Source organism: Rouxiella badensis, assembly GCF_026967515.2.
In the GTDB taxonomy this organism is placed as follows: domain Bacteria; phylum Pseudomonadota; class Gammaproteobacteria; order Enterobacterales; family Enterobacteriaceae; genus Rouxiella; species Rouxiella badensis.
On record NZ_CP114062.1, the window covers coordinates 4,114,064 to 4,137,928 of the forward strand.

Genomic DNA, 23,865 nt, shown 5'->3' on the forward strand with positions numbered 1-23,865 from the left:
AACATTACGTTAACTGGAACCGGTACCAAGTGGAAGTTGCTTATCAGGAAAATAGGTTCTTGTGGGTCAAGAACGAGACAGCCGTCACGATTTTAGGCTGTCGTGTCGAGTGTGACTTAAATCGGTTGGGTTGAACCTCTAACGATCAGTTCACCCGAAAATGCATGTTCCTGGATAGGTTCGTCGCTTCCCTGAATGCGTTTCACCAGTTGCCCCAGGGCCGCGTATCCCATGTCGTAGGTGGGCTGTTTTAACGTGGTTATCCCGACACCGGCCAGTTCTGCCCATTCGAGATCGTCAAATCCCAGCAGACCCATATCCTTACCCCAGACTATGCCGATTTTTCGCATAGTGCGAGCGATGACCAGCGTCAGCGCACCGTTCACCGAGATGACCGCCCGTCGCTTGTCCGGATAGCGCTCGGTAAAATTCAGCAACAGTTTTTCCAGGCCGGCGCTGTCATTCAGCTCCACCTCACCCTGCTCGGCGAATTTTTGCGGCTCTTTCTGCATCTGTTTGAGGAAAGTATGCAGGCGCACGAGACGGGTATTGATGGTCACGGGCTCGCTGAGGAACAGAATGGCCTCAAAACCCTGATCCAAAAGATGCTGGGTCACTTCGGTCGTTGCCTCGGCATTGTTGAGGCCGATAACGTCGCAGGAGAAATTGGCCACTTTGCGGTCGATGAGCACCATCGGCAGCTGAGACTGTTGCAACGACGAGATGGCGTCTTCACGCATGCCGACCGCATTGACCACGATGCCGTCTACGCGATAGCTGCTGAGCAATTGCAGGTAATGTTTTTCCTGATTGAATTCGTTGTTGGTGTTACATACCAACAGCGTCAGACCCTGCTGGCGACAGGCGGCTTCAACGCCACGCATGACTTCGACAGAGTAGGGATTGGTAATATCGGCAATGATCAGGCCAATCAGGCGTGTTTCGCCACTTTTGAGGCTACGCGCCATCTGGCTAGGCTGATAGTCCAACAGGGCAATGGCCCGTTCGATACGTTCTTTCAACGCATCGGAAAGGAGATGCTGTTCCCCGTTCAAATAACGCGAAACGCTGGTTTTACCCGTTTTGGCGGCGCTGGCCACGTCCCTGATGGTTGCTCTGGGAGCTGGTGTCTGCGTTGTCTTAGCCCTGCTCACGCTGGATCTCCTGTGATGGTCGCCAGATAACCTGTTGCGATAATAGAGAAAAAGGGGTTTTCTGATAATTATCGAGACTAGCACAGTGCGGGGAGACAAAGGAGAAAACACCGGCATTTCTTGCCGGTGTTTAAGTAAAAACTTTTGTATTTGTCGATTACTGCATCGGGCTGAGCGTAATTTCTACGCGACGGTTCTGGGCCTTGCCTTCTGCCGTGCTGTTGGAGGCGATAGGGTTCGCCGGACCCGCGCCGGAGGTGTGTACGCGGCTGCCGGCAACGCCCTGAGTGATAAGCGCGCTGCCTACACCGTCTGCACGCTGCTGTGACAGTCGCATGTTGAGGTCGTGGCCGCCGGTGCTGTCGGTATAGCCGACGATGTTAACCGCGGTCTTGGGATACTCTTTTAATACCATCGCTACGCCGGTCAGCGTGTTGGCGCCCGCCGGTTTCAGCGTGCTGCTGTTGCTGTCGAAGGTGACGTTGTTTGGCATGTTCAGCACGATGTTATCGCCCTGGCGGGTAACGCTAACGCCGGTGCCTTTCATTTTGTCGCGCAGCTTGGCTTCCTGCACGTCCATGTAATAGCCTGCGCCGCCGCCGAGCGCCGCGCCTGCTGCTGCGCCAATCAGAGCGCCTTTGCCGCGGTCATGTTTAGATGAAGAAAGCATCCCCACACCGGCACCTAATACGGCACCAATCCCTGCGCCAATGCCGGATTTACCTGCTTCCTGCTCGCCGGTGTAAGGGTTGGTGGTACAGGCCGAGAGTCCCAGCGTAAGGCACAGACCGCTGGCAATAACGAGAATACGTTTATTCATTTTTATTTTTCCTTCAAGATAAATTCGGCTTGTTGATAACCGTCCGCGCTCTTTATGCGAGAAAAGCCAAAATTTATCACTCAGATAAATCCGCTTTGAGTGATATAGGAAAAACATTTAACTTTATTTACGTTACTCCGATTTATTTAATTAAATAGAAACATAGCGGGAGCATAAAAGATAAAGCGCTTAATGCGTTGTGAATAATAAATATCATTAAAATAAGAGGGTGTTATTATTAAGTTAATATTAATAATTTGCTTCACTACAAGCTTTGCCAGCTCATCACCCACGTCGGCAGGCCGGTGCCGGGATGATGTGTATCGGTAATAACGCCAAATCCCTCCTTACGATAAAAAGCCACGGCACGATCGTTTTGTTGATAAACCTCAAGCAGCAGCTTTGAATAATAATTTTTTACTACCGACATTAATTCCTGCGCCAACCCGCTACCGTAAAATTCCTCAATGATAAATAACGCCCCAATAAACTGCTGATTTAGTACGCTGATGAAACCGACTATTTCTTTATTTTCTGCCCGGCAGGCAACCCAGGTACGGGCCTGAGGTAAAAAGGTTTCTTTGACCATCGCCGCACTTTCAAGCCAGTAACTTTCGCTGATAAAAGGGTGTGCTTTTATCGTGCTGCGTAGCCAGAGCAGCACTAATGCGTTGATATCTTGAGAGTCCGCGCGGCGGATCACGCAGTCATGCGTTGTGGATGGCATAGGCAGTTTGTCTGGTGATCGTTCACCAGGCCGCTGGCCTGCATAAACGCATAGCAGATTGTCGACCCAATAAACTTGAACCCGCGTTTTTTCAAGGCCTTGGACATGGCATCGGAAATCTCGGTTTTTGCCAACACCTCACCCGGACCCTGTGGGCTGTTAACGATGGGCTGGTGGTCAACGAACTGCCAGACAAAGGTTGAGAAGTCTTCGCCGCTGGCCTGCATCTCGAGCCAGGCTTTGGCATTGGTGATGATGGCCTGAATTTTACCGCGGTGACGGATAATCCCGCTTTCAAGCACCAGCGTCTCGACGTCCTGCTCGGTCATTTCGGCGATACGCTCAGGCACAAACTGGTGAAAGCTGCGGCGATAATTTTCACGTTTCCGTAGCACGGTAATCCATGAAAGTCCGGCCTGCTGACCCTCCAGACACAGCATTTCGAACAGCACGCGGCCGTCTTTTATCGGCACACCCCACTCTTTATCGTGATATTCAATATAAAGTGGATCGTTCGAGACCCAACTGCATCGTGTCATCGTCTTGCTCCCAAGATTGCGGAAAATGGCCTCCGCAATCTTGGTCTTAATGCTATTTTTCTGCAAGCGCTACCTGTTTACCCTGCGGCATAGGTTCCCGTTTTTTCATCCGTTTCTCAGGCTGTAGCAGGGTCATGCACAGCATGCTGCAAAAAGACACGGCCGCCGTCGCGGTGAACATCGCACCATAGCCGTGGTACTGCGCCAGATAGCCGCTTAACGTCGGCGCGAGTATCGACGCCACGTTGGCTATCGCCAGCGTCATGCCGCTGTAGGTGCCAACCGACGCCTTCGGCGAGACGTCAATCACCACCGACCAGTACAGGTTATTTACCAGAGCATTCAAGGCGTTGCCCAGAGTCATCAGCAGAATTATCTCGAACGGTGAGCTGGCGTAGGGAATAAGTACGAAACAGGTGGCGGTCAGCAGCAGCGTGACGGCGGCAAAAACGTTGCGCGCCAGACGCAGGTTGCCGGTTTTACGCAGCAGCGTATCGGCTATCTTGCCGCCGAGCAGCACGGTGAAGCAGGCGCCGGTCCAGGGGATCATCGCCACGTACCACAGGGAATGCAGGTCATAGTGGAAGGTATCCTGCAAATATTTAGGGCTCCAGGTGACCAGCACAAAGGTGACGTACAGGAACGAGAAATAGCCCAGTGCATTCAGCACCAGCGTACGGCTGGTAAAAAACGCCCACCACGGCTGGCGAGAGCCGGTATCCTGTACCTCTGCGTCTTGCGCGATAGCGGCCAGTTCTGCTGGCGTCACCTTAGGATGCTGCGCGGGGGTATCGGTAAACCCACGGGCAAACACGGCGATTGCCAGCAGCGAAAAGACGCCCAGTACAATAAACATCGTGCGCCAGTCGTGGGTAAGCAGCAGTAAACCTACCGCCAGGGGCGCGGTCAGCAGCGCACCAACCTGGGTGCTTAGCAGCCCAATGCCCAGTGAGAAGCCGCGCTCTCTGCGTGGTGCCCAGTGGGCAATAGTCTTGTTCATCAACGCGTAGGCCGGCCCTTCCGAGAAGCCAAACAGAATACGCAATACCGCAAAGCCCATGATTGCCGAGCCGCCGAACAGTGCGACCCCAAGCTCACCGGCCCACGCGGTGCCAATTTCCAGCAACGACCACAAGCCGCCGGCGATAAGCCAAACTTTTTTGGTCCCGATTCTGTCGGCCAGCAATCCCCCGCAGAGAGAACCAAACAGGTAACCAAAGCCGAAATATCCGAGCACTGCGCCGAGCTGGAGTTTAGTGAAGTGGTATTCGGCCGAAATATCATTGGCCGCAAAGGAGAGCGCGCCGCGATCGATGTAGTTGATCAAGGCGATAAAAAAGACCATCGCGAAAATGCGATAGCGGTAATGGCTCTGATTGTGTTCGGTTGACATAGGCTTGCCTCCTTAGCGTTCGCGTTATAAGGAGGCTAGCAATGTTGATGCCAGTCAGGCACGGCGGGGCAAATAAACGCCTGCGCGACCGGATTACGGGCACTCGTCGTCCCGACGCCGGGCTATGCCTGGTTGCCTTGCGCCTTAATGTGGCAAACGGCGGACCATTTGGTCTGTTTTATGCCTTTTTGTGAGGCAGAGAAAGTCGGAAGCGGTAGCTGATTATCTTCCGTGCAGCGGGTATACTGTCCGACTCTTTATAAACTCACTTGTCTCGCGTGCGAAACCAACATGCAAAAGTTTGATACCAAGACCTTTCAGGGCCTGATCCTGACGCTTCAGGATTACTGGGCACAACAGGGCTGTACTATCGTTCAGCCATTGGATATGGAAGTCGGCGCGGGAACTTCCCACCCGATGACTAGCCTGCGCGCGCTAGGCCCGGAGCCGTTTGCTGCCGCCTACGTTCAGCCTTCCCGTCGTCCTACCGACGGCCGTTATGGCGAAAACCCTAACCGCCTGCAGCACTATTATCAGTTCCAGGTGATGATCAAACCTTCGCCTGAAAACATTCAGGAGCTCTACCTCGGCTCGCTGAAAGAGCTGGGTCTGGATCCTACCGTTCACGATATCCGCTTCGTAGAAGACAACTGGGAAAACCCGACGCTTGGCGCCTGGGGTCTCGGCTGGGAAGTGTGGCTGAACGGGATGGAAGTGACGCAGTTTACCTATTTCCAGCAGGTCGGCGGCCTTGAGTGCAAGCCGGTTACCGGTGAAATCACCTACGGTCTCGAGCGTTTGGCGATGTACATTCAGGGCGTAGACAGCGTTTACGACCTGACGTGGAGCGATGGCCCGCTGGGTAAAACCACTTACGGCGACGTGTTCCATCAGAACGAAGTGGAGCAATCCACCTATAACTTCGAATACGCCGACGTAGACTTCCTGTTCCACAGCTTTGAACAGCACGAGAAAGAAGCGCAAAAGCTGCTGGCTCTCGAGAATCCGCTGGCTCTGCCTGCCTACGAGCGTATTTTGAAAGCGGCGCACTGCTTCAACCTGCTGGACGCGCGCAAGGCCATCTCCGTGACCGAGCGTCAGCGCTATATTCTGCGCATCCGTACCCTGACCAAGATGGTGGCCGAAGCCTACTACGCTTCCCGCGAGGCGCTGGGCTTCCCGATGTGCAAAAAGAACGAGAAGTGAGAAACAGTGATGACTGAAAAAACATTTCTGGTGGAAATCGGCACGGAAGAGCTGCCACCAAAGGCGCTGCGTAGCCTTGCCGAATCTTTCGCGGCCAATCTGACCGCTGAGCTGGACGCGGCCAATCTGGCACACGGCGCGGTTGAGTGGTTTGCTGCACCGCGTCGTCTGGCGGTAAAAGTTGCCAACCTCAGCGCGGCGCAGGCCGATCGCGAAGTCGAGAAACGCGGTCCTGCGATTGCTCAGGCGTTTGACGCCGAAGGTAACGCCACCAAAGCGGCCGAAGGCTGGGCGCGCGGCTGTGGAATCACCGTCGAACAGGCCGATCGTCTGGTGGGCGACAAAGGCGAGTGGCTGGTTTATCGTGCACACGTTAAGGGCGAGAGCGCTCAGGCGCTGCTGCCAGCGATGATAGCGACTTCCCTGCAAAAACTGCCTATTCCAAAACTGATGCGTTGGGGCGACTCCGACGTGCAGTTCGTGCGTCCGGTTCACACCGTGACCCTGCTGCTGGGTGACGAGCTTATTGCCGGGACTATTCTGGGCATCGACTCTGCGCGCACCGTTCGTGGTCACCGCTTTATGGGCGAGTCCGAATTCACTATCGACAACGCCGACCAGTATCCGCAAATTCTGCTCGAGCGCGGCAAGGTGATTGCCGACTACGAGCAGCGTAAAGCCGTCATCAAGCAGGGCGCTGAAGCGGCTGCCGCCGAGATTGGCGGTATCGCCGACCTGAGCGACAGCCTGCTGGAAGAAGTGACCTCACTGGTTGAATGGCCGGTCGTGCTGACCGCGAAATTCGAAGAAAAATTCCTGGCCGTCCCTGCGGAAGCGCTGGTTTACACCATGAAAGGTGACCAGAAGTATTTCCCGGTGTACGACGCCGCCGGAAAACTGCTGCCGAACTTCATCTTCGTTGCCAACGTCGAGTCGAAAGACCCGCAGCAGATAATCTCCGGTAACGAGAAAGTGGTTCGTCCGCGTCTGGCCGATGCCGAGTTCTTCTTCAACACAGACCGTAAAAAGCGTCTTGAAGACAATCTGCCGCGCCTTGAGACCGTGCTGTTCCAGAAACAGCTGGGCACGCTGCGTGACAAGACCGACCGTATTCAGGCGCTGTCTGGGTGGATAGCCGATAAAATCGGTGCCAACATCGAGAACGCCAGGCGCGCAGGTTTGCTGTCTAAATGCGACCTGATGACCAACATGGTATTCGAGTTCACCGACACGCAGGGCGTGATGGGCATGCACTATGCCCGTCACGACGGCGAAGCGGAAGAAGTTGCCGTTGCGTTGAACGAACAGTATCAGCCGCGTTTTGCCGGTGATCAGCTGCCTGAATCGCTGGTGGCCTGTGCGCTGGCGATCGCTGACAAGATGGACACCCTGGCCGGTATCTTCGGCATCGGGCAACATCCGAAGGGCGACAAAGACCCGTTTGCGCTGCGTCGTGCCGCGCTGGGCGTGCTGCGTATCATCGTTGAAAAGAACCTGCCTCTGGATCTGCAAACGCTGACCGAAGAAGCGGTACGTCTGTATGGCGACAAGCTGACCAACGAGAAAGTCGTCGATGACGTTGTCGATTTCATGCTGGGTCGTTTCCGTGCCTGGTATCAGGAAGAAGGCCACGCGGTTGACACCATTCAGGCCGTGCTGGCTCGTCGTCCGACCAAACCGGCCGACTTTGACGCTCGCGTTAAGGCCGTGACCTACTTCCGCACCCTGGACGAAGCGGCAACGCTGGCTGCGGCCAACAAGCGCGTGTCTAACATTCTGGCAAAATCGAACGAGGCCCTTTACGACCAGGTTCACGCGTCGGTATTGAAAGAGCCGTCTGAGGTGAAGCTGGCAACCCACCTGGTGGTCCTGCGCGACAAGCTCGAGCCACTGTTTGCTGCGGGTCAGTATCAGCAAGCGCTGGTTGAACTGGCTGCTCTGCGCGAGCCGGTCGACGCCTTCTTTGACGGCGTGATGGTGATGGCTGAAGACGAAGCGGTGCGTATCAATCGTCTGACGCTGTTGAGCAAACTGCGCGAGCTGTTCCTGCAGGTGGCGGATATCTCTGTCCTGCAATAAGCTCGCCGATTATTGAAAAACCCGGTTCCGGCCTTGTGTCCGAATCGGGTTTTTTTTGCCTGCTGTTTATGATTTGGACGTACGGATTTCTAGCCGCCCCGCACTTAATCTTCTTATTGATATTCATATCGAATATAAGAGCTGTACTACTTATTCACGGCCTTACATCCTGCTACCATAATTCTTAATTGGCCAAATTTAATAAACAGGATGCCCTATGAAAAAGTCAGGTAATCACGCGTCACTCGGTATGCGCACGCTGGCCGTTCACGGCGGACAACACCCGGACGCGCAAAGCGGGGCGATCACCACCCCTATCACGGCCACCTCTTCCTTCTCTTACGGCGACTTCGACAGCGGTGAACGTCGTTTTAGCGGTGAAGAGCCGGGTTATATGTACAGCCGTTTTGGCAATCCCACGGTCACGGCCTTTGAGGAGCGAATGGCGGTGCTTGAGGACGCCGAGTCGGCGGTGGCGTGCGCCAGTGGTATGGCAGCGGTGAGTGCGACCCTGTTTGCGCTGCTCAAAAGCGGCGACGAGATTATTCATATTGGCGCGCTGTATGGCGGAACCGAAGGGCTGATTCGCAATCTGCTGCCGCGCTACGGCATCAAACCTGTGTTTGTGCCCGATCTCGACGCATTGAAAGCGGCCTTCACCGAAAAAACCAAAATGGTGTTCGTTGAAACGCCTGCCAATCCGGTGATGGGTATCCTCTCGCTGGAAGAGGTCGCGCGTTTATGCCGTGAGGCCGGGGCGGTCAGCGTGGTCGATAACACCTTTGCTACGCCTTATCTTACCCGTCCACTGCAGTTGGGCATCGACGTGGTGCTGCACTCGGCGACCAAATATATCAGCGGTCACGGCGATGCGACCGGCGGTGTTGTCGCTGGGCGACGCGAGCTTATCGATCCTATCCGAACGCTGTGCCTGAAGCAGTTTGGTGGTTGTCTAAGCCCGTTCGAGGCGGCGCTGATGACCCGTGGATTAAAAACCTTGCCGCTGCGCGTAGAAGCCAGCTCCCACAGCGCGCAAAAAATTGCCGAATACCTCAATGAGCATCCGGCGATTGCCGCCGTATTTTATCCGGGCCTGAAGACTCATGCCGGCTATGAGGTCGCACGCAAACAGATGAAGCTGTTCGGCGGTATTATGGCGGTAGAATTGAAGGGAGGACGCGGCGCTGCACGGCAGTTCCTCGACAAGCTGACGTTGGTCACACAGGCCGTGTCACTGGGGGACACCGACTCGCTGGCCTGTCACCCTGCCAGCACAACGCACAGCGCGGTTCCTGAGAAAATTCGTCTCGAGAGTGGTATCACCGAAGGACTGGTGAGGATCAGTATCGGCATCGAGGACACCGAAGACCTGATTGCCGATTTTGAGCAAGCGTTGGAAGGACTCTAACCGCGCTGTGCCAGCCGTCTCAATCCCTGTGGCGGCTGGCCGGTAAGGCGTATAAACGCCCGCCGCATTCTTTCGGGATCAACGAATCCCACCTGACGGGCGACAACCTCTAGCGTCTCGTGGCCGCATTCGATGCGTTCGCGGGCGGCTTCGACGCGCAGCTGTTCGATGATTTTGGCCGGAGTTTGCCCGGTTTCGCTGCGAAAAAGTCGTCCAAACTGACGCAGGCTTAGGCAGGCTGCATCGGCCAAATCACCCACCGACAAGGGGGCTGCAAGATGTTCACGCGCATAGCTCAGGGCCATGCGTATGCGATCCGAACTTGGGTCTAACGCTTGTAAAACCGAAAACTGCGACTGGCCGCCCGCACGGCGTTGGTAAACCACCAGCTGGCGTGCCGTACTCGCCGCGACCTCGCGACCTTCATCCTGTTCAATCAGCGCCAACGCCAGATCGATACCGGCAGAGATCCCCGCCGACGTCCAGAGTCTGCCTTGCTGGATAAAAATCTTGTCCTGATCGACTCGAATTGCCGGAAAACACCGTTGCAGCCTCTGCGCCTTTGACCAGTGTGTCGTCACGCGTTTGTCGTCAAGCAGACCGGTGGCCGCAAGGATAAACGCTCCCGAGCAGACGCTAGTCACGCGCCGCCCGAGGCGATACTGATGGCGCAAAAAATCCTGTATTTGGGCATTGTTCATGGCTGCCATGACCCCGCGCCCCCCGGCTATGACCAGCGTGTCGAAATGCCTTTGGTTATCCAGCGGTTCACTCATTACCTCGATTCCCGGCGTACTTTTCACTAATCCGCCGTCGACGGAGAGAGCGTGACACTGGTAAAGCGGGGAGGGCAGATCGCGGGAGACGGTATCAAACGCCGTCAGTGGGCCGGCAAAATCGAGCAGGTTGAAGTCGGGAAAGATAATAAAGCCGAGCTGTCGCATGAGCCTATACCTCAGGTAAATGGCGCTTTTTGAGGGAACTATGACCTTTAGGTCAAATGTAGATCGGTTAGGTTAAGTAGAACAACCTAATTAACAGGAGTCGATGATGAATAAACCCTTAACCGTGGTGTTTCCGCTGTATCCCGGCGTGACGCAGCTGGACTTCACCGGTCCCTGGCAGGTGCTGATGCATTTGCCGGGTGCGCGGTTGATTGCCGCCTCGCTCGGCGGTGAAAGCATTGTCTCGGAGGGCCTGAATTTTGCCAGCCTCCAGCCACTGGAAAGTCTGACCGAGTGCGACGTGCTTTGTGTACCGGGCGGGGGAGGCTGCACCGACGCGATGAAAAATCCCGATTTTATCAGCCATATCCAAAGGCTTGCGGACAACGCGACCTATGTAACTTCAGTCTGTACCGGCTCACTGATTCTGGCGGCAGCGGGAATACTCAGGGGAAAACGCGCCGCCTGCCATTGGATGTATCTCGATACGCTGGCGTGGTTTGGTGCTATTCCCGTGTCGGAGCGGGTGGTGCGCGACGGCAATATCTTCAGCGGAGGCGGCGTAACGGCGGGGATTGATTTTGCGCTGACCCTGGTTGCGGAGCTTGCCGGTGAGGAACGGGCGCAGCGCATTCAGCTGGGGCTGGAGTACGCCCCCGCGCCGCCTTTCAACGCCGGACATCCTGACGTGGCTCCGGCGGCGCTGGTAGCGCAGCAGCTGGCTTCAACGGCGGCGCTGCGTGAACGCCGCCGGCAAATCATCCAGGAAATCAGCCTACAGTAGGCGTTTGTTGGTTATCCGTTGCAGCGTGCGCAGGGGGGACGCGTCCGGATTGTGCATGTCTTTCACCGACAGCAGGAAGGTCTGCTCCAGCATAAACTGGCCCGACATCGCAGCGTGCGGCGTCTGGTCAGAGAAACATATCCAGCTGCTGCCCGGCGGGAAGCGCTGGGTAATCTGCTGGCCATTTTTCTGGTAGTTGTCGTCCGACTTCATCTTGTCGTGCATCTGCAACATCAGATGGTCGTAGTGGCTGCGCGGCGTTTTGGTGATATGCAGCTTATGCTGTAGCCAGCTTTTGAACGGAGAGAAACCGGCCAGCTTCGGTAAATATCTTTCTGCGAGCTGCGGGAACGGTTCCCCAATGCGCCAAACCCGGTCTTCACCGTGGGGATTGATGTTGGTGAAAATGCGCAGGATACGTTCGCCGTAATTCGGGCGCGAAGGAAAAGCGTCAACGTGCAGACGGCTGTCATCTTTTCGCCAGGAACTCTTGTTGCGCCATTCACTGACCGGGTGCAAACGTAAACTATTGACCGGTCTGCGCAAAACACTCTGATATTCAGGCAGAACAGTGTCTATCAACGCACTGCAGGCCTGATAGTAGTCTTCCAGCAGTTTTCTTACCTGTGGCTCTTTCTCCGAATTGGCAACGCCCTTAATCTGGTGTCTGCCCACGTCATAGCTGATGTTTTTTCTTTTTGGATCAACCAGAGCGGGGTCCAGCAGGCTTTGTTGCTGTGTATTCAATGGATAGCCAAGATGAGGGAAAAATAAAATCTTACCCTGCTCAAGCTCCTCTACGGCTGAAGAAATTGCTCCAGTTTTGGCTCTCCAGTCATCATTTGGGAAGGTAATGATGGATTGCGTGTCCAATTGATTCTTTTCGGCCATCTTTCTCTAAGTCGCCACTCAAATTATTGTTTATGAATACAAGCATAGTTAAATAAATCACATTGCACGAAAAGAGCGATAAATAGCATGAAAAAATGTGATGTGCGCCGCCCAGTGGGCATGGGCGGCCTTATTCTACTCTTCTACGATCAACAGCGTTTGTCCGGCCTGAACCTGCGAGCCGGGCTGACGAGTCAGACTCTTCACCGTACCGCTGACCGGCGAAGAAATCGGGATCTCCATTTTCATCGACTCCAGGATCCCGAGCGTTTGACCCAATGATACTTTATCGCCTGGTTTCACGAGCCATTGCCACACGTTGCCGGCGACATGGCTGTCAATGCCGTGGCAGCCCTCGGGGATCGCCTGTTCAGGCTCCAACGACGCTTCCTGCAAACTGCTGTCAAAGGTGAACTGTCCGTCTGCACGCCAGCGCGCCAGCTCTTGGTCGAATGCCTGCTGTCGCTTAAGCTGAAACGCGGTAATTTCCGACTGCTGCGTCGCCAAAGCGGCCTGATACTCGTCGAGGCGGAATTTGCCCTCCTCGGTGCGCAGCGGATAATCGCCATACGGGAAGTTCTGGCGAATCGTCTTCAGCTCCTCGGCGCTCACCGGATAAAAACGAATCTGATCGAAAAACCGCAGCAGCCAGGGTTGTACAAAGGCCTCGGTCTGCCGGTCACGGTTCCACATTTGCAGCGTACGGCCCACGAACTGATAGCCACCGGGGCCTTCCATGCCGTAGACGCACAGGTAGGCACCGCCGATGCCGACCGAGTTTTCTGCCGTCCAGGTGCGTGCCGGGTTGTATTTGGTGGTGACCAAGCGATGGCGCGGATCCAACGGCGTAGCGACCGGCGCACCCAGATAAACGTCGCCGAGCCCCATGACCAGATAGCGGGCGTTAAACAGAGTTTCCCGCACCTCTTCAACACTGCTTAGACCGTTGATTCGGCGTATAAATTCGATATTGCTCGGGCACCAGGGTGCTCCGGGGCGAACGGACTGAGTGTATTTCTCGATAGCTTCACGGCAGGCGTCGTCGTCCCAGCTGAGCGGCAGCCAGACGGTGCGTGAAGGCACCTCGGCCTGCTGTAAATCGCCAAGTGAGGCTTCTGCCTGCTGTAGATGGCTGATCAAGGCGTCGCGCGGGCAAAGCAGGCTATCAAAATGAATTTGCAGCGATCGAATGCCGGGCGTCAGTTCCAGCACGCCCGCCAATCGGTTGTTTTCCAACCACTGCATCAGGGCATGAGCGCGAAATCTCAGGGCAATATCCAAAATTGGATCGCCATATTCCACCAAAATAAATCGATCGCCTGCGGCGAGATAGCTCACCGACGGCAGCGCATCCTGCGCTGCGCGGTGCCATAACAGTGGATTTTGTAAAATTGTCGCGATCCCAGCCTTCGGCTGGGAGTGCAGCGTTGAGAGCTCCACCTCAGCATCGCGCGCCAACCGGTCGGCATCCTCAAGCGACACGGGCACAAACCTTATCCTGTCGCCGGATTTTAATTGCCCGAGCTGCCACAGATCTGCCTGAATCACCGTGGCCGGGCAGACAAAGCCGCCGAGCGAAGGACCGTCGGGGCCGAGGATTACCGGCATATCACCGGTAAAATCCACGGTTCCAAAGGCATAGGCGTTGTCGTGGATATTGGACGGGTGCATACCCGCTTCGCCGCCGTCGCTGCGCGCCCATTCTGGTTTAGGGCCGATCAGGCGAATGCCAGTGCGGCTGGAGTTGTAATGCACCTGCCAGACGGCGTCGAAAAATGCCGCAATATCTTGCTCGGTGAAAAATTTCGGCGCACCCTGCGGGCCATAAATGACCCGCAGGGTGCGCACCTCGTGCCACTCTGGCAGCAAGCTGATCGGTAGGGACTTTCGCTCTGTTAAACGCGGCGCGGTGAGGTGCAGCACGTCACCGCTGCGCAGTTGTCTGCCTGCATGACCGCCGAACTTGCCGAGCGTGAAAGTACTGCGACTGCCGAGATAGCGTGGGCAGTCGATGCCGCCCGCCAGCAGCAAATAGCTGCGGCAGCCCTCACCCTCGACCGGACCTAGCGCCAGCGTTTGCCCGGCGTGCACGGTACAGACTTGCCACATCGACAGTTTCTCGCCGTCGAGACGGGCGTCGATCTCTGCTCCGCTGATGACAATAGCGCAGTCGCGATTAAAGCGCAGCGTCGGGCCCCGTAAGGTGATTTCCAGTCCCGCTGCCTGCTCGTCGTTGCCGAGCAGGCGGTTGCCCAAACGAAATGAGCGGCTGTCGAACGGACCCGAAGGCGGTACTCCTACGTGCCAATAACCGCAGCGGCCTGGTGCATCCTGAATACTGGTCAATGTGCCGGGCGTGAGTACGTCAAAGGTGGCCGGGCGATAGTCTACGCCCGCCAGCGTCGCCGTGATCACCTCCCCCTTGATAACGGCGGGCTGTGCGAGCAGATGACGCAGATAATCAAGATTGGTTTCAATGCCATAGAGTTCAGTATCGCGTAGCGTTTGGTTCAATGCCGCCAGCGCCAGTGGCCGATTTTCGGCATGAATGATGACTTTGGCGAGCATCGGGTCATAGAAAGGAGAAACCTCACAACCGCTGTCAATCCAGCCGTCGATGCGCAGCTGAGCGCCGTCGGGTGCGAGCGGAAAACTGACGTGGCTTAACAACCCCGCGCAGGGTTGGAAATGTTTGGCCGGGTCTTCGGCATAGAGGCGTACCTGGACAGCGTGGCCCTGCGGCGTCAGGTTGGCGAACGCTGAGAGCGGCGGCAGGCAGTCAGCGCCGAGCTGTACCATCCAGCTGACAATATCCACGCCATAAATCTGCTCGGTAACGCCGTGCTCTACCTGTAAACGGGTGTTCACCTCGAGAAAATAAAACTGCTCACTGCCGACGTCGTAAACGTATTCTACCGTGCCAGCGCTGCGATAGTTGACCGCTTTACCCAGACGCACCGCGGTCTGTTGCAGCGCCTCACGCACTGGCTGCGGCAGGTTCGGGGCAGGCGTTTCTTCGATGACCTTCTGATTTCGGCGCTGAGCGGAGCAGTCCCTTTCACCGAGCGCAATAACGTTTCCTGCGCCGTCACCAAAGATTTGCACCTCGATATGTCGAGCTTTGGCGACAAATTTCTCTAAAAATACGCCATCATCGGCGAAATTATTGCCTGCGAGGCGTTTAACGCGAGTGAATGCCTCACTGAGGCTGGCGGCGTCGTCGCAGCGCTGCATGCCTATACCGCCGCCTCCTGCGGTGCTCTTGAGCATGACCGGATAACCAATCTCGTCGGCGCTTTGCAGCGCCTGCCGTAAATCTATCAGCAATCCACTGCCCGGGAGCAGCGGAACCTGGCATTTCTCCGCCAGCTGACGGGCGCTGTGTTTGAGGCCAAAAGCGGCCATCTGCGCGGCGGTTGGTCCGAGAAACACCACACCTTCGGCAGTGCAACGCTCGACGAAAGCGGCGTTTTCGCTGAGAAATCCGTAACCGGGATGAATTGCCTGTGCGCCGCACTGATGCGCGATAGCCAGCAATTTATCCTGATTGAGGTAAGTGTCGCGCACGCTGCCCGCCCCGAGGCAGAAGGCCTCATCGGCCTGGCGAACGTGCAGTGAATGCTGGTCGGCCTCGGCGTAGACCGCCACGGCGCGTACGCCCAACTGCTTGAGGGTGCGGATGATGCGCACCGCAATGGCGCCACGATTGGCAATCAGAACGCATTTAAACATGGTTGACTCTCTGTGCGACGGGCAGGTCGTCCTGCTGTATTGCTGTTGCGTGGCATTTTGCGGGTCGTCCCGAAGCACGCGTTATCTGACTGGATTTACCAGATCACCACTTCAATCGGCGTAGGGTTGTAGCCGTTACAAGGATTATTCAGCTGCGGACAGTTGGAGATAAGCACTAAGACGTTCATTTTCGCCACCAACTCTACGTATTTCCCCGGCGCGGAGAGCCCGTCTTCAAAGGTCAATCCGCCCTGCGAAGTCACGGGGACGTTCATGAAGAAATTTATGTTGTGAGTAATGTCGCGTTTGGTGAGCCCATACTGCGGGTTCTCGCTAATCGCCAACATCCAGCTGTCGCGGCAGGCGTGCATATGGCGCTTTTCCAACGAATAGCGCACGGTGTTGCTCTCGGTGGCACAGGCGCCGCCCAAGGTATCGTGGCGTCCACAGGTGTCGGCGACTATCTCCAGCATCGGACGGTCGTCGTTCGAGCGTAGCGTGGTGCCGGCGCTCAGAAAGACGTTTCTTTGTCCGCGCAGAGTATCGGTCATGCTGTAGCGCTCACCGACGTCGTCGGCGTTGAAAAACAGCGTATCCGCGGCCTGATTGCCTTCGCTATCGACGATGCGCAGCGTTTGTCCGGCCTCGATGCGGTGCAGCCAATAGTCTCCGGCGGCGATGGACTGACGAAAAAGGGCGGTTTCGGTATGCTGTTGGCTTGTCTGGATCATCAGTGTGCTCCCTGGCAGCAAGTAGTGTGATGGTAGAGGTCATTGTTGGCCTGGCCGCGCTGGTTCTCCGCCGATTGCAGGCAGTGAGCGGGCAGCGGCGCGCTACCGGCCAGCAGGGCGATATCGATAGGCGCTCGCGGATAGCGTGCTGCCTCGGTCATGGGATGCGGACAGGTGTGCATCACCACCAGCGTGTCCATCGCGAAACGCAGCGTGACGCTGGCCGTCGGCTGCGGGCGTGTGTCGAGCGCCAGATACCCGTTTTCGTCGACGGTGACTTTTGAAAACAGGTTCACGCAGGCGGCCATATCGCGTTTTCCAAGCCCGTATTTTGCCAGTTCAACCAGGAAACTGTCGTAGCCGTTCTGATGACGGGCGTTGTGCGCCTGCTGATAGCTCAGCGCACCAAACCGCTGCTCGGTCTGCGCCGCATTCAGGGTGCCGCAGACGGTATCGTGCCAGCCAAAACTGTCGTGCTCGATGCCGCAGAAAATGCGCCCCATGTCTGAGTAGAGGCAGTGTCCTTCGGTGAGTCGGAAGGTGTGCTGGCACTTCAGGGTATCCGGCGCGTTGTAGCGTTCGAGCAGGTTCTCTGGATTGTAAAACAGCATGCCAAGGTTGGCGCCGCCCTCGACGTCGGTCAGGCGCAGCGCCGATCCGCTTTTTACCCGCATTGACCAGTGTGAACCGGCTTGAAGCTGGGTTTGGTACAGAATTTCGTGGGATTCACTCATGCTTTTCGCTCCTCTAGCGGAATGTCGTAGGTAATACTTGCGCCCCAGGCGTCAGGTGCCTGAGGGTCATGACGGATTTTGTCGAACACCCACAGGCGCGAACCGAGGGAAAAACCCTCCTTGAGGTCGTGGGTTATCATGAAAATGGTGAGTTTGTGTTTCTGCCATAGTTCGGTTATCAACTGATGCATGTCTTTGCGGATGCCTGGATCCAGGGCACCGAAGGGTTCGTCGAGCAGCAGGATACGCGGCTTCTTGGTCAGCGCCTGCGCCAGTGCCAGACGTTGCTGCATGCCGCCGGAAAGCTGGTGAGGGTACTTATCCAGCGCATGGCCGAGCCCGACCTGTGTCAGCATGTCGGTGGCGCGTTCGGCAATCGCCTTACGCTTGCTGCCCCACACGCGACCCAGCCAGCGCGCCTGGACGAACTCTTCACCGATCATCACGTTTTGCAGTGCGGTCAGATGTGGGAAAACCGAATAACGTTGGAAAACTACGCCGCGATCTTCTCCCGGTTCCTGAATGACCGGTTTGCCGTCGAGCAGCAGTTCGCCCTTACTGGGGCTTTCCGTACCGAGCATCATTTTCAGGAAGGTGGTTTTGCCACAGCCTGATGCCCCGACGATAGAGACGAACTCTCCCTCCTGAACTTCGGCGTTGACCCGCTCGAGTACCACCTGATTGCCGTAGTGTTTTTCCAGATTGCGCATACTGAGTAAGCTCATTTTTTGCTCCAGTGGGGCTTATTTAACGTAATACCAGGGCCAGCAGCGGCGGCTTATCAGGCGCAGCAAGGCATCGAGGGCAAAGGCGAGCAGCGTTATCCAGGCGACGTAGGGCAAGATAACGTCCATTGCCAGATAGCGGCGCATCAGGAAGATGCGATAACCGAGCCCTTCGGTGGCGGCGATGGCCTCGGCGGCAATCAGGAACAGCCAGGCCGAGCCGAGCGACAGGCGTACCGCGTCGAACAGGCGCGGCATCAGCTGAGGCAGGATTATCCGCCACATGATTTGCCCACTGTGGCCGCTAAGGGTCTGCGCCTTGATCAGCTGTTCGTGGGGGATTGACTGCACCTGCTGTTGAAGGTCGCGGGCGATAAACGGCGTCACACCGACGGCGATTAGCACGATTTTTGACAGTTCACCGAGGCCGAAAATGATAAAAAGAATAGGCAGGACCGCCAGCGGGGGGATCAGCGCAAACAGCGTCACCAGTGGAGAAATCAGCGAACGCACGGCGGGCAGCGCGCCGCAGAAGATACCCAGCACCAGTCCCAGAAAGGCGCTGATGGCGATGCCGCTCAGCAGGCGAATCAGGCTGGCGTAAGTGTCGGTCCACAGCAGATATTGGCCGGTACGTGGATCGGCTTGAAACGCTACGCGGTAAAGGGCGTCGCCCATGGCGCTAAAGCTCGGCAGCAGCTTATCGAAGGCATTGACCGACAGACGGGCATCCGACGCCATCAAATAAACCAGGATCAGCAGCAGCAGGGGTAAAAGCCCGAGCAGGCTGCGTGACAGGCGTTGCGGTTGGTAGTTGATCATTTTACGCATCGGAATGCCTTTCAGATAGTTAACAGGGATAGCAATTACAGCTTGTTGGCCGCAGCCAGCTTCACGAACGTGTCGGTAAAATGCAGCTTCTGGTTGGACGGATTTCCCCAGTTGCCGGACGGTGTGGTTATCCCGACGGTGGTGGCATCCGGCGCGCCTTCGCCGAGCAGGCCGTGCTTGAAGGAGAACTCAGCCACGGACTGCATGGTGGTTTTAATCTGTGGACCTTTCATAAAGTCCAGCGCCTGCTTCGGGGTGCTGAACAGGTAGGTCGCGGCCAGCTGATCGTCAAAGCCTTTGAGGTCGGTACCCGACTCCTGCGCCATAAAGCTGCGGGCCTTGAGGGCTTCCGGGCCGTTACCTTTCATGGCATTGAGCGTGTCGTACCAGGCACCGGTCAGCGCCTTGCCGAGCTCAGGATGGGCCTTCAGGGTGGTGCTGTTCACCACTAAAAGGTCGAGGATTTCGCCCGGGATTTGGGCTGAGGAGAAGATTTCATGGCTGTCGGGCTGCTTTTTAGCCTCTGCCAGCAGCGGGTTCCAGGTGACAATCGACTTCACGGCCGGAGTGCCGAAGGCGGCAACCAGGTCGGCGTCGGCGGTGTTGACCACGGTGACGTCTTTCTCGGTCATGCCGGACTTTTCAAGCGCGCGCGCCAGCAGGTATTCGGACACCGACAGCTGGACCAGATTGATGGACTGGCCTTTCAGCGATTTCACATCACCTGCGCCTTTGAGCATGATGCCATCGTTACCGTTGGAGTAGTCGCCGACGATAAGCGCAGTGCTGTCTACGCCGCCGGTTGCAGGGAGGGTTAGCGCGTCCATATTGGTCATGGTGCAGCCGTCAAATCCTCCTGCGGTATATTGGTTAACCGACTCGATGTAGTCGTTTACCTGTACAAATTGAATGTTGATACCGTATTTGTCGGCCCATTTCTTGAGGATGCCGCTCTGCTGGGCAAAGTCCCAGGGCATCCAGCCGGCATAAATAGACCAGGCGATTTTGAAAGTAGGTTTAGTGGCGGCCAGAGCGGGCTGGCTAAGAAGGGCTGCAAGGCATAAGGCGCATGACAGCAGGCGTTGGCAAGCTTTAAACATTATATTTCCTCTGACGTTAACCACGGATAAGGTGCAGGAGGTCGGCGGCGAGAAAGGTTCTCGCTTTGGCCTCCCGGGCTTTTATCCCGCCGTGTAACCGCCAGAGGGCGGTCGGTCACTCTCGGACCAGCCATCCGCAAAACGCGGACCGGAACCCTAGTGACCTTATTTCAAATTGTATGGCGACACCGGTTTCCCGCTATCGCTCCTGCTGCTGACAAACAGGCAATATCCTTGCCAGATCGCTTTTAATCAGAAATAAATCAGGGGAATGTCAGGGTTAATGCCTTTATAAACAGCGGGATAATTAATTTATTAAAAGATATCGGCGGTGGTTGAGGGCGGATGAAAAGCGGATGGGTCAAGTTGGGCGAGGGTAATTTTTCACCGCATTCGTGCAGACTGCACTGGCGCGGGGCAGTTGCTTCTTTGCTGTATCCTAAGCAAGCAGGATCATCTATCCTAATAAGCTCAGGTTATCAGCTGTTAATAATAATATTGAATCAGGAGTCAGGAAATGGCTGTAGGGATCAGGAGCAGGACATTCGCGCGCTGGCTGGCGCCTGTAGTTGCATTACTCATGGTTTTTCAACTTACCGCCTGTGGCGATAAAGAGCCGGAACAAAGGAAAGCCTTCATTGATTATCTGCAGAATACGGTGATGCGCAGCGGGCAAAATCTGCCGACGCTGAGCGAAGACCAAAGGCAGAAATTCGGTAAATACGCCGACGATTACACCATTATTCTGACCTTCTCGCGTCAGATGAAGCAGTCAGTTAACAATAGCCTCGCCCCTGCCGTGAACACACTGGCCCAAATTCGCGTGCCACAGGATTACCTGCAGCAGAAAGCGGCAGTGCAACAGGCGGCCGGTACGCTGAATACGCTTACCCAGCAGATTCAAACTGCCAAGGCGACCGCCGACACCGCGCAGGCCGCGCTCAAACAGCCTGATGACCTGAAAGCCGTTTATAATCAAGTCTATGCTCAGGATGTGACTCAACCCGCCAATGCGTTGCTTCCGGTCGTTCCCGCACTCTCAAGCCTGACTCAGGACATTATTGCCGTGGGCGATTTCCTCGGTCAGCAGGGAAATCAGGTGGCGTTCGCCAACGGTTCCGTGCAGTTCCCAAGTCAGCAGCAGGTGACGCAGTACAATGCGATGATGACCGGACTGTTGGGCAAACAGCAGGCGCTGGTCGATGCGCAAAAACTCGTGGCGGGCAGCTTCTGATTGCGGTTTTAACTTCGCCAGTTAAAAACAAAAACCACGTCTATTGCGTGGTTTTTTGCCAAAATGGCCGCGTGATTCATAAAAGTTCACAATTAATAGGTGCAAGCCGTTAGCGTAATACATTAGCTTTTATGTCATTCATCTGTTTTAAAATTGTGAAAGAATTTAGTCTCATACTCAAAGGAAGTGTTTTTATGAAACGTCATATGATGACATTGCTGGCAGCGCTGATTGCGACGCCGGGTTTGGCCGCCGCCGCAGACAGCAGCGCGACTTTCACCGATGCCCAACAACAGGCTATCGGCAAGATTGCCTCTGAGTACATCATCGCGCACCCGGAAGTGTTGGTGCAGGCAAGCCAGAAGCTGCAGGCTCAGCAGCAGCAACAGCAGGAAACGGATTCTCTCAACGCGGTGCTGGGTAATGCGCCTGCGCTGTTGCAGGACAAAGACACTCCGTCTTACGGCCCTGCGGATGCAAAAGTTGCCTTCGTAGAGTTCTTCGATTACCAGTGCATGTACTGTAGCCACATGGCGCCGGTGGTGGAGCAAACCATCAAGGCGAATCCTAACGTGCGCTTCATCTTCAAAGAGTGGCCAATCTTTGGCGACCGCTGGAAAGCATCAATCACTGCTGCTGAAACCGGGCAGTATGTCTATAAGCAGAAGGGCGCGCAGGCTTACCTGGCCTACCACAATGCGATTTATGCGACTGGGCATGACGAAGGCAAGCTGACCGATGCGGATATCTCGGGTGCGGTTGAAAAGGCACATGCTGCGCTGCCAAGCGACGCACACCGTCAGGAAACGCATGCCGCGTTGGCGAAAAATGACGAACTGGCAAAATCTTTGGGCTTCCAGGGCACGCCTGGCTTTATCGTGATGCCAGTCAGTGGCGCTAACGCCGACAACACTACCGTGCTGCCTGGCGCAGTGTCGGCAGAACAGCTGCAGGCTGCCATCAGCAAGGCGCAGGGCAAATAATTATCTCTGTCTGAACGCAGAGCCTGAGAGGGCTCTGTGTTATCTCCCCTTCACAAATTCGCCTACTAATTTGCCTTGTCTGACGGACCTGCCGCCATGACATTGATACAGCTGTCTAGATTCTGACCTGCTATGGCCTTCTGCCCTGAGCTCAGTGACTGATATCGTTTAATGGATACCATAGCCACACTCTCGCTAAACTTGACCTTACTCACTGAATAATCGCTGTTTTCATTATCAATCACGGTGCGGATTTTATTTAAGAAAGCGCTATCGGTGTCGGGAGCAGCCTTACCCATCACATCGACCGCGACGCACGCTGCGGCATCGTAGTGAGGGTCTCGCGGTGGTGTACGCTTGAACCACCAAACGGCCAAACCAACCACCACCACAACGACCAGGAATAACTTTTTCATTACGAACACTCGTTCCAAACTAAATATCAAGGGTGAGTAGGGTAAAGAGCTGACAAGATAAAAGCCAGCTCTGTGAAAAATAGAGCACGTTGCCCTGAATATCTGCCCGGATCTTTAACATCTTTGGATCTGTATTAATCAATAATTAACATCACAGGCGGTTGCTACTGAAACATTAATTTACCAGCGCAAGTATGGATATTAAATAATACTCTCTCGGAATGTTTCCTATTAAATGTTTTGATCCTGGTAATGTAACAAAATATTCAGTAATTCTGGCTGATGCGGTGCAGCAGCTAATTTCACGAACGTCGGGAAAAAGATATTCGGCGTCGGGTAAATATCCACGATATGACAATATTCCAGTGCCTGTGGCGGTACCTCGCAGGCGGGCATCATTGACGCTGCGGCAATTCCTGATGCGATTAACTCACATACCATTCTCGGCTCATTGGCGGAAATAATAATATTGGGCCGCACGCCAAGCCTAAGCAGCTGATTATTAATGTACTCAAACGTGCCTTCGCCATTGATTCTTCTAATTAAAATCAGTGGAAGTTGCCCCAGTTCGGAGAGCAATATGTGATCTTTTGGCGGCGCTGGCAGCAATTTTTTTGAGACAACGGCGACTGCTTTCACCGGTTGCATACTGATACATTCGTAACTGCTTGCCATTTTTGGCTGTTGAAAAAGGCCGATATCGATGCGTTTTTTATCCAGCATTGACTCAAGCGTGCTGGAGTCAGCGACGATTGTTTCGATCTTTACGCCTTCAAGTTTTTGATAAAATTCAGATATTAGCGGGCTGAAATGGCGTTGAAACAAGTAGGAAATACCGATACGTAAAATCTCCTTCTTATTGTTCGCCACGAAGATGGCTTCACTGCGTGCCTCCTCGACGTTGCGCAGAATATCGCACGCCCGCAGATACAAAACCATGCCTGCCTCGGTGGTGGTAATTCCGCTCCCGTTGCGGGATACCAGCGGCGTGCCTACCTCCTCCTCCAGCTCCTGAAGCCGCTTGCTGAGCGGGGGCTGTGAAATATTGAGAATACGTGAAGCCTTGCTGATAGAGCCTTGTTCTACAATAACGCAGAAATAACGCAACCGTTTTAAATCCATACAAAACCTTTATAAATATTATTGTCTATAATAAGAAGATTTCAGTGAATAAAAATAGACTGACAAACTTGACGAATAACGTTGACGCAGATCAAAGGTAATTAATCCAACATACTACTTTTTCGGTATGGCTTACCACTGTTAAACAGTATTCCCTTCCCAATAAAGTTTATGACTACTCTTAAGGCTCGAGAATAAGACGAACATCGTAAAGAAGGTCCCATTATGATTAAGTCCATTAAAGAGGGTAGGTCAGTATATGACTCGATTTCGCTGTTCAAACAAGCTGATGTGAAACGCTTTATTCTCGCT

At 55.1% G+C, this 23,865-nt stretch carries 22 protein-coding genes and 1 riboswitch; of the genes, 7 read left to right on the forward strand and 15 right to left on the reverse strand.

The annotated features are described in order from the left end of the window. Positions 1 to 116: 116 nt before the first annotated feature. The 5 genes from O1V65_RS18985 to O1V65_RS19005 all read right to left on the reverse strand — a co-directional run bounded on the left by O1V65_RS18985 (position 117) and on the right by O1V65_RS19005 (position 4,633). Positions 117 to 1,154 carry a LacI family DNA-binding transcriptional regulator gene (locus O1V65_RS18985; RefSeq protein WP_084913244.1) on the reverse strand — a complete coding sequence of 346 codons (1,038 nt, stop codon included), beginning with the start codon at positions 1,152 to 1,154 and terminating at the stop codon, positions 117 to 119. 157 nt (positions 1,155 to 1,311) lie between these two features. Further along, a complete protein-coding gene (locus O1V65_RS18990) occupies positions 1,312 to 1,974 on the reverse strand; it encodes an OmpA family lipoprotein (RefSeq protein WP_017490391.1) in 663 nt (220 codons plus the stop codon). A 265-nt stretch (positions 1,975 to 2,239) separates the two neighbouring features. Further along, a complete protein-coding gene (locus O1V65_RS18995; protein ID WP_017490390.1) occupies positions 2,240 to 2,677 on the reverse strand; it encodes an N-acetyltransferase in 438 nt (145 codons plus the stop codon). Beyond that, positions 2,674 to 3,240: a DNA-3-methyladenine glycosylase I gene (locus tag O1V65_RS19000; protein WP_269129941.1), complete on the reverse strand. Its 567-nt coding sequence runs from the start codon at positions 3,238 to 3,240 to the stop codon at positions 2,674 to 2,676. The genes O1V65_RS18995 and O1V65_RS19000 overlap by 4 nt, the downstream gene beginning before the upstream one ends. 52 nt (positions 3,241 to 3,292) lie before the next feature. Beyond that, positions 3,293 to 4,633 (reverse strand): MFS transporter, encoded by a 1,341-nt coding sequence (locus tag O1V65_RS19005; protein WP_017490388.1) that lies wholly within the window; start codon positions 4,631 to 4,633, stop codon positions 3,293 to 3,295. A 41-nt stretch (positions 4,634 to 4,674) separates the two neighbouring features. Between O1V65_RS19005 and O1V65_RS19010 the strand changes: the two genes are divergently transcribed. The 4 genes from O1V65_RS19010 (at position 4,675) to O1V65_RS19025 (ending at position 9,326) form a co-directional block, all read left to right on the forward strand. Then, complete coding sequence (locus O1V65_RS19010; protein WP_017490387.1) at positions 4,675 to 4,827, forward strand: hypothetical protein; 153 nt, start codon at positions 4,675 to 4,677, stop codon at positions 4,825 to 4,827. Between the two features lie 97 nt (positions 4,828 to 4,924). Then, complete coding sequence (glyQ, locus tag O1V65_RS19015) at positions 4,925 to 5,839, forward strand: glycine--tRNA ligase subunit alpha (protein WP_017490386.1); 915 nt, start codon at positions 4,925 to 4,927, stop codon at positions 5,837 to 5,839. 9 nt (positions 5,840 to 5,848) lie between these two features. Beyond that, positions 5,849 to 7,918, forward strand: a complete 2,070-nt coding sequence (gene glyS / locus O1V65_RS19020; protein ID WP_269129942.1) for a glycine--tRNA ligase subunit beta — start codon at positions 5,849 to 5,851, stop codon at positions 7,916 to 7,918. A 217-nt stretch (positions 7,919 to 8,135) separates the two neighbouring features. Continuing rightward, a complete protein-coding gene (locus tag O1V65_RS19025; protein ID WP_084913242.1) occupies positions 8,136 to 9,326 on the forward strand; it encodes a trans-sulfuration enzyme family protein in 1,191 nt (396 codons plus the stop codon). On the opposite strand, the gene O1V65_RS19030 is transcribed toward O1V65_RS19025, so the two are convergent. Continuing rightward, positions 9,323 to 10,270: a GlxA family transcriptional regulator gene (locus O1V65_RS19030; RefSeq protein ID WP_017490383.1), complete on the reverse strand. Its 948-nt coding sequence runs from the start codon at positions 10,268 to 10,270 to the stop codon at positions 9,323 to 9,325. The two genes, O1V65_RS19025 and O1V65_RS19030, sit on opposite strands and share 4 nt — an antisense overlap. A 106-nt stretch (positions 10,271 to 10,376) precedes the next feature. Here O1V65_RS19030 and O1V65_RS19035 point away from each other — a divergent pair, with 106 nt between their 5' ends. Next, positions 10,377 to 11,054, forward strand: a complete 678-nt coding sequence (locus O1V65_RS19035; RefSeq protein ID WP_084913241.1) for a DJ-1/PfpI family protein — start codon at positions 10,377 to 10,379, stop codon at positions 11,052 to 11,054. Here O1V65_RS19035 and O1V65_RS19040 read toward each other — a convergent pair. From O1V65_RS19040 to O1V65_RS19070, 7 genes are all read right to left on the reverse strand, one after another. Next, positions 11,046 to 11,945 carry a Kdo hydroxylase KdoO gene (locus O1V65_RS19040; protein ID WP_017493511.1) on the reverse strand — a complete coding sequence of 300 codons (900 nt, stop codon included), beginning with the start codon at positions 11,943 to 11,945 and terminating at the stop codon, positions 11,046 to 11,048. The genes O1V65_RS19035 and O1V65_RS19040 overlap by 9 nt on opposite strands. Positions 11,946 to 12,080: 135 nt before the next feature. Beyond that, the gene (gene uca, locus O1V65_RS19045; protein ID WP_269129943.1) at positions 12,081 to 15,677 is read right to left on the reverse strand and encodes an urea carboxylase; all 3,597 of its coding nucleotides are present in this window, start codon (positions 15,675 to 15,677) and stop codon (positions 12,081 to 12,083) included. A 95-nt stretch (positions 15,678 to 15,772) separates the two neighbouring features. Continuing rightward, on the reverse strand, positions 15,773 to 16,408 hold the full coding sequence (locus O1V65_RS19050; RefSeq protein ID WP_084913239.1) for an urea amidolyase associated protein UAAP2: 636 nt from the start codon (positions 16,406 to 16,408) through the stop codon (positions 15,773 to 15,775). Beyond that, a complete protein-coding gene (locus O1V65_RS19055; RefSeq protein WP_017493508.1) occupies positions 16,408 to 17,142 on the reverse strand; it encodes an urea amidolyase associated protein UAAP1 in 735 nt (244 codons plus the stop codon). The genes O1V65_RS19050 and O1V65_RS19055 overlap by 1 nt, the downstream gene beginning before the upstream one ends. Then, positions 17,139 to 17,867: an ABC transporter ATP-binding protein gene (locus O1V65_RS19060; protein WP_017493507.1), complete on the reverse strand. Its 729-nt coding sequence runs from the start codon at positions 17,865 to 17,867 to the stop codon at positions 17,139 to 17,141. The genes O1V65_RS19055 and O1V65_RS19060 overlap by 4 nt, the downstream gene beginning before the upstream one ends. 18 nt (positions 17,868 to 17,885) lie before the next feature. Beyond that, entirely contained in the window at positions 17,886 to 18,698 is an 813-nt protein-coding gene (locus O1V65_RS19065; protein WP_017493506.1) for an ABC transporter permease, read from the reverse strand. A gap of 35 nt (positions 18,699 to 18,733) precedes the next feature. Next, a complete protein-coding gene (locus O1V65_RS19070) occupies positions 18,734 to 19,798 on the reverse strand; it encodes a putative urea ABC transporter substrate-binding protein (protein ID WP_017493505.1) in 1,065 nt (354 codons plus the stop codon). A 68-nt stretch (positions 19,799 to 19,866) separates the two neighbouring features. Further along, positions 19,867 to 19,969: riboswitch (guanidine-I (ykkC/yxkD leader) on the reverse strand. 346 nt (positions 19,970 to 20,315) lie between these two features. Here O1V65_RS19070 and O1V65_RS19075 point away from each other — a divergent pair. Both O1V65_RS19075 and O1V65_RS19080 read left to right on the forward strand, forming a co-directional pair. Then, complete coding sequence (locus O1V65_RS19075; protein ID WP_017493504.1) at positions 20,316 to 21,032, forward strand: DUF3053 domain-containing protein; 717 nt, start codon at positions 20,316 to 20,318, stop codon at positions 21,030 to 21,032. Between the two features lie 194 nt (positions 21,033 to 21,226). Beyond that, on the forward strand, positions 21,227 to 22,015 hold the full coding sequence (locus O1V65_RS19080) for a DsbA family protein (RefSeq protein ID WP_017493503.1): 789 nt from the start codon (positions 21,227 to 21,229) through the stop codon (positions 22,013 to 22,015). A 65-nt stretch (positions 22,016 to 22,080) separates the two neighbouring features. Here O1V65_RS19080 and O1V65_RS19085 read toward each other — a convergent pair whose 3' ends face one another. Continuing rightward, positions 22,081 to 22,431: a hypothetical protein gene (locus tag O1V65_RS19085; RefSeq protein WP_269129944.1), complete on the reverse strand. Its 351-nt coding sequence runs from the start codon at positions 22,429 to 22,431 to the stop codon at positions 22,081 to 22,083. A 231-nt stretch (positions 22,432 to 22,662) separates the two neighbouring features. Then, a complete protein-coding gene (locus tag O1V65_RS19090) occupies positions 22,663 to 23,553 on the reverse strand; it encodes a LysR family transcriptional regulator (RefSeq protein WP_017493501.1) in 891 nt (296 codons plus the stop codon). Positions 23,554 to 23,865: the final 312 nt, after the last annotated feature.

What these genes read in the sequence shown, in the direction of transcription:
- O1V65_RS18990 (WP_017490391.1), bottom strand. Translation starts at nt 1,974, where the DNA reads ATGAATAAACGTATTCTCGTTATTGCCAGCGGTCTGTGCCTTACGCTG.
- O1V65_RS19000 (WP_269129941.1), bottom strand. Translation starts at nt 3,240, where the DNA reads ATGACACGATGCAGTTGGGTCTCGAACGATCCACTTTATATTGAATAT.
- O1V65_RS19005 (WP_017490388.1), bottom strand. Translation starts at nt 4,633, where the DNA reads ATGTCAACCGAACACAATCAGAGCCATTACCGCTATCGCATTTTCGCG.
- O1V65_RS19010 (WP_017490387.1), top strand. Translation starts at nt 4,675, where the DNA reads ATGTTGATGCCAGTCAGGCACGGCGGGGCAAATAAACGCCTGCGCGAC.
- glyQ (WP_017490386.1), top strand. Translation starts at nt 4,925, where the DNA reads ATGCAAAAGTTTGATACCAAGACCTTTCAGGGCCTGATCCTGACGCTT.
- glyS (WP_269129942.1), top strand. Translation starts at nt 5,849, where the DNA reads ATGACTGAAAAAACATTTCTGGTGGAAATCGGCACGGAAGAGCTGCCA.
- O1V65_RS19025 (WP_084913242.1), top strand. Translation starts at nt 8,136, where the DNA reads ATGAAAAAGTCAGGTAATCACGCGTCACTCGGTATGCGCACGCTGGCC.
- O1V65_RS19030 (WP_017490383.1), bottom strand. Translation starts at nt 10,270, where the DNA reads ATGCGACAGCTCGGCTTTATTATCTTTCCCGACTTCAACCTGCTCGAT.
- O1V65_RS19035 (WP_084913241.1), top strand. Translation starts at nt 10,377, where the DNA reads ATGAATAAACCCTTAACCGTGGTGTTTCCGCTGTATCCCGGCGTGACG.
- O1V65_RS19040 (WP_017493511.1), bottom strand. Translation starts at nt 11,945, where the DNA reads ATGGCCGAAAAGAATCAATTGGACACGCAATCCATCATTACCTTCCCA.
- uca (WP_269129943.1), bottom strand. Translation starts at nt 15,677, where the DNA reads ATGTTTAAATGCGTTCTGATTGCCAATCGTGGCGCCATTGCGGTGCGC.
- O1V65_RS19050 (WP_084913239.1), bottom strand. Translation starts at nt 16,408, where the DNA reads ATGATCCAGACAAGCCAACAGCATACCGAAACCGCCCTTTTTCGTCAG.
- O1V65_RS19055 (WP_017493508.1), bottom strand. Translation starts at nt 17,142, where the DNA reads ATGAGTGAATCCCACGAAATTCTGTACCAAACCCAGCTTCAAGCCGGT.
- O1V65_RS19060 (WP_017493507.1), bottom strand. Translation starts at nt 17,867, where the DNA reads ATGAGCTTACTCAGTATGCGCAATCTGGAAAAACACTACGGCAATCAG.
- O1V65_RS19065 (WP_017493506.1), bottom strand. Translation starts at nt 18,698, where the DNA reads ATGCGTAAAATGATCAACTACCAACCGCAACGCCTGTCACGCAGCCTG.
- O1V65_RS19070 (WP_017493505.1), bottom strand. Translation starts at nt 19,798, where the DNA reads ATGTTTAAAGCTTGCCAACGCCTGCTGTCATGCGCCTTATGCCTTGCA.
- O1V65_RS19075 (WP_017493504.1), top strand. Translation starts at nt 20,316, where the DNA reads ATGGCTGTAGGGATCAGGAGCAGGACATTCGCGCGCTGGCTGGCGCCT.
- O1V65_RS19080 (WP_017493503.1), top strand. Translation starts at nt 21,227, where the DNA reads ATGAAACGTCATATGATGACATTGCTGGCAGCGCTGATTGCGACGCCG.
- O1V65_RS19085 (WP_269129944.1), bottom strand. Translation starts at nt 22,431, where the DNA reads ATGAAAAAGTTATTCCTGGTCGTTGTGGTGGTGGTTGGTTTGGCCGTT.
- O1V65_RS19090 (WP_017493501.1), bottom strand. Translation starts at nt 23,553, where the DNA reads ATGGATTTAAAACGGTTGCGTTATTTCTGCGTTATTGTAGAACAAGGC.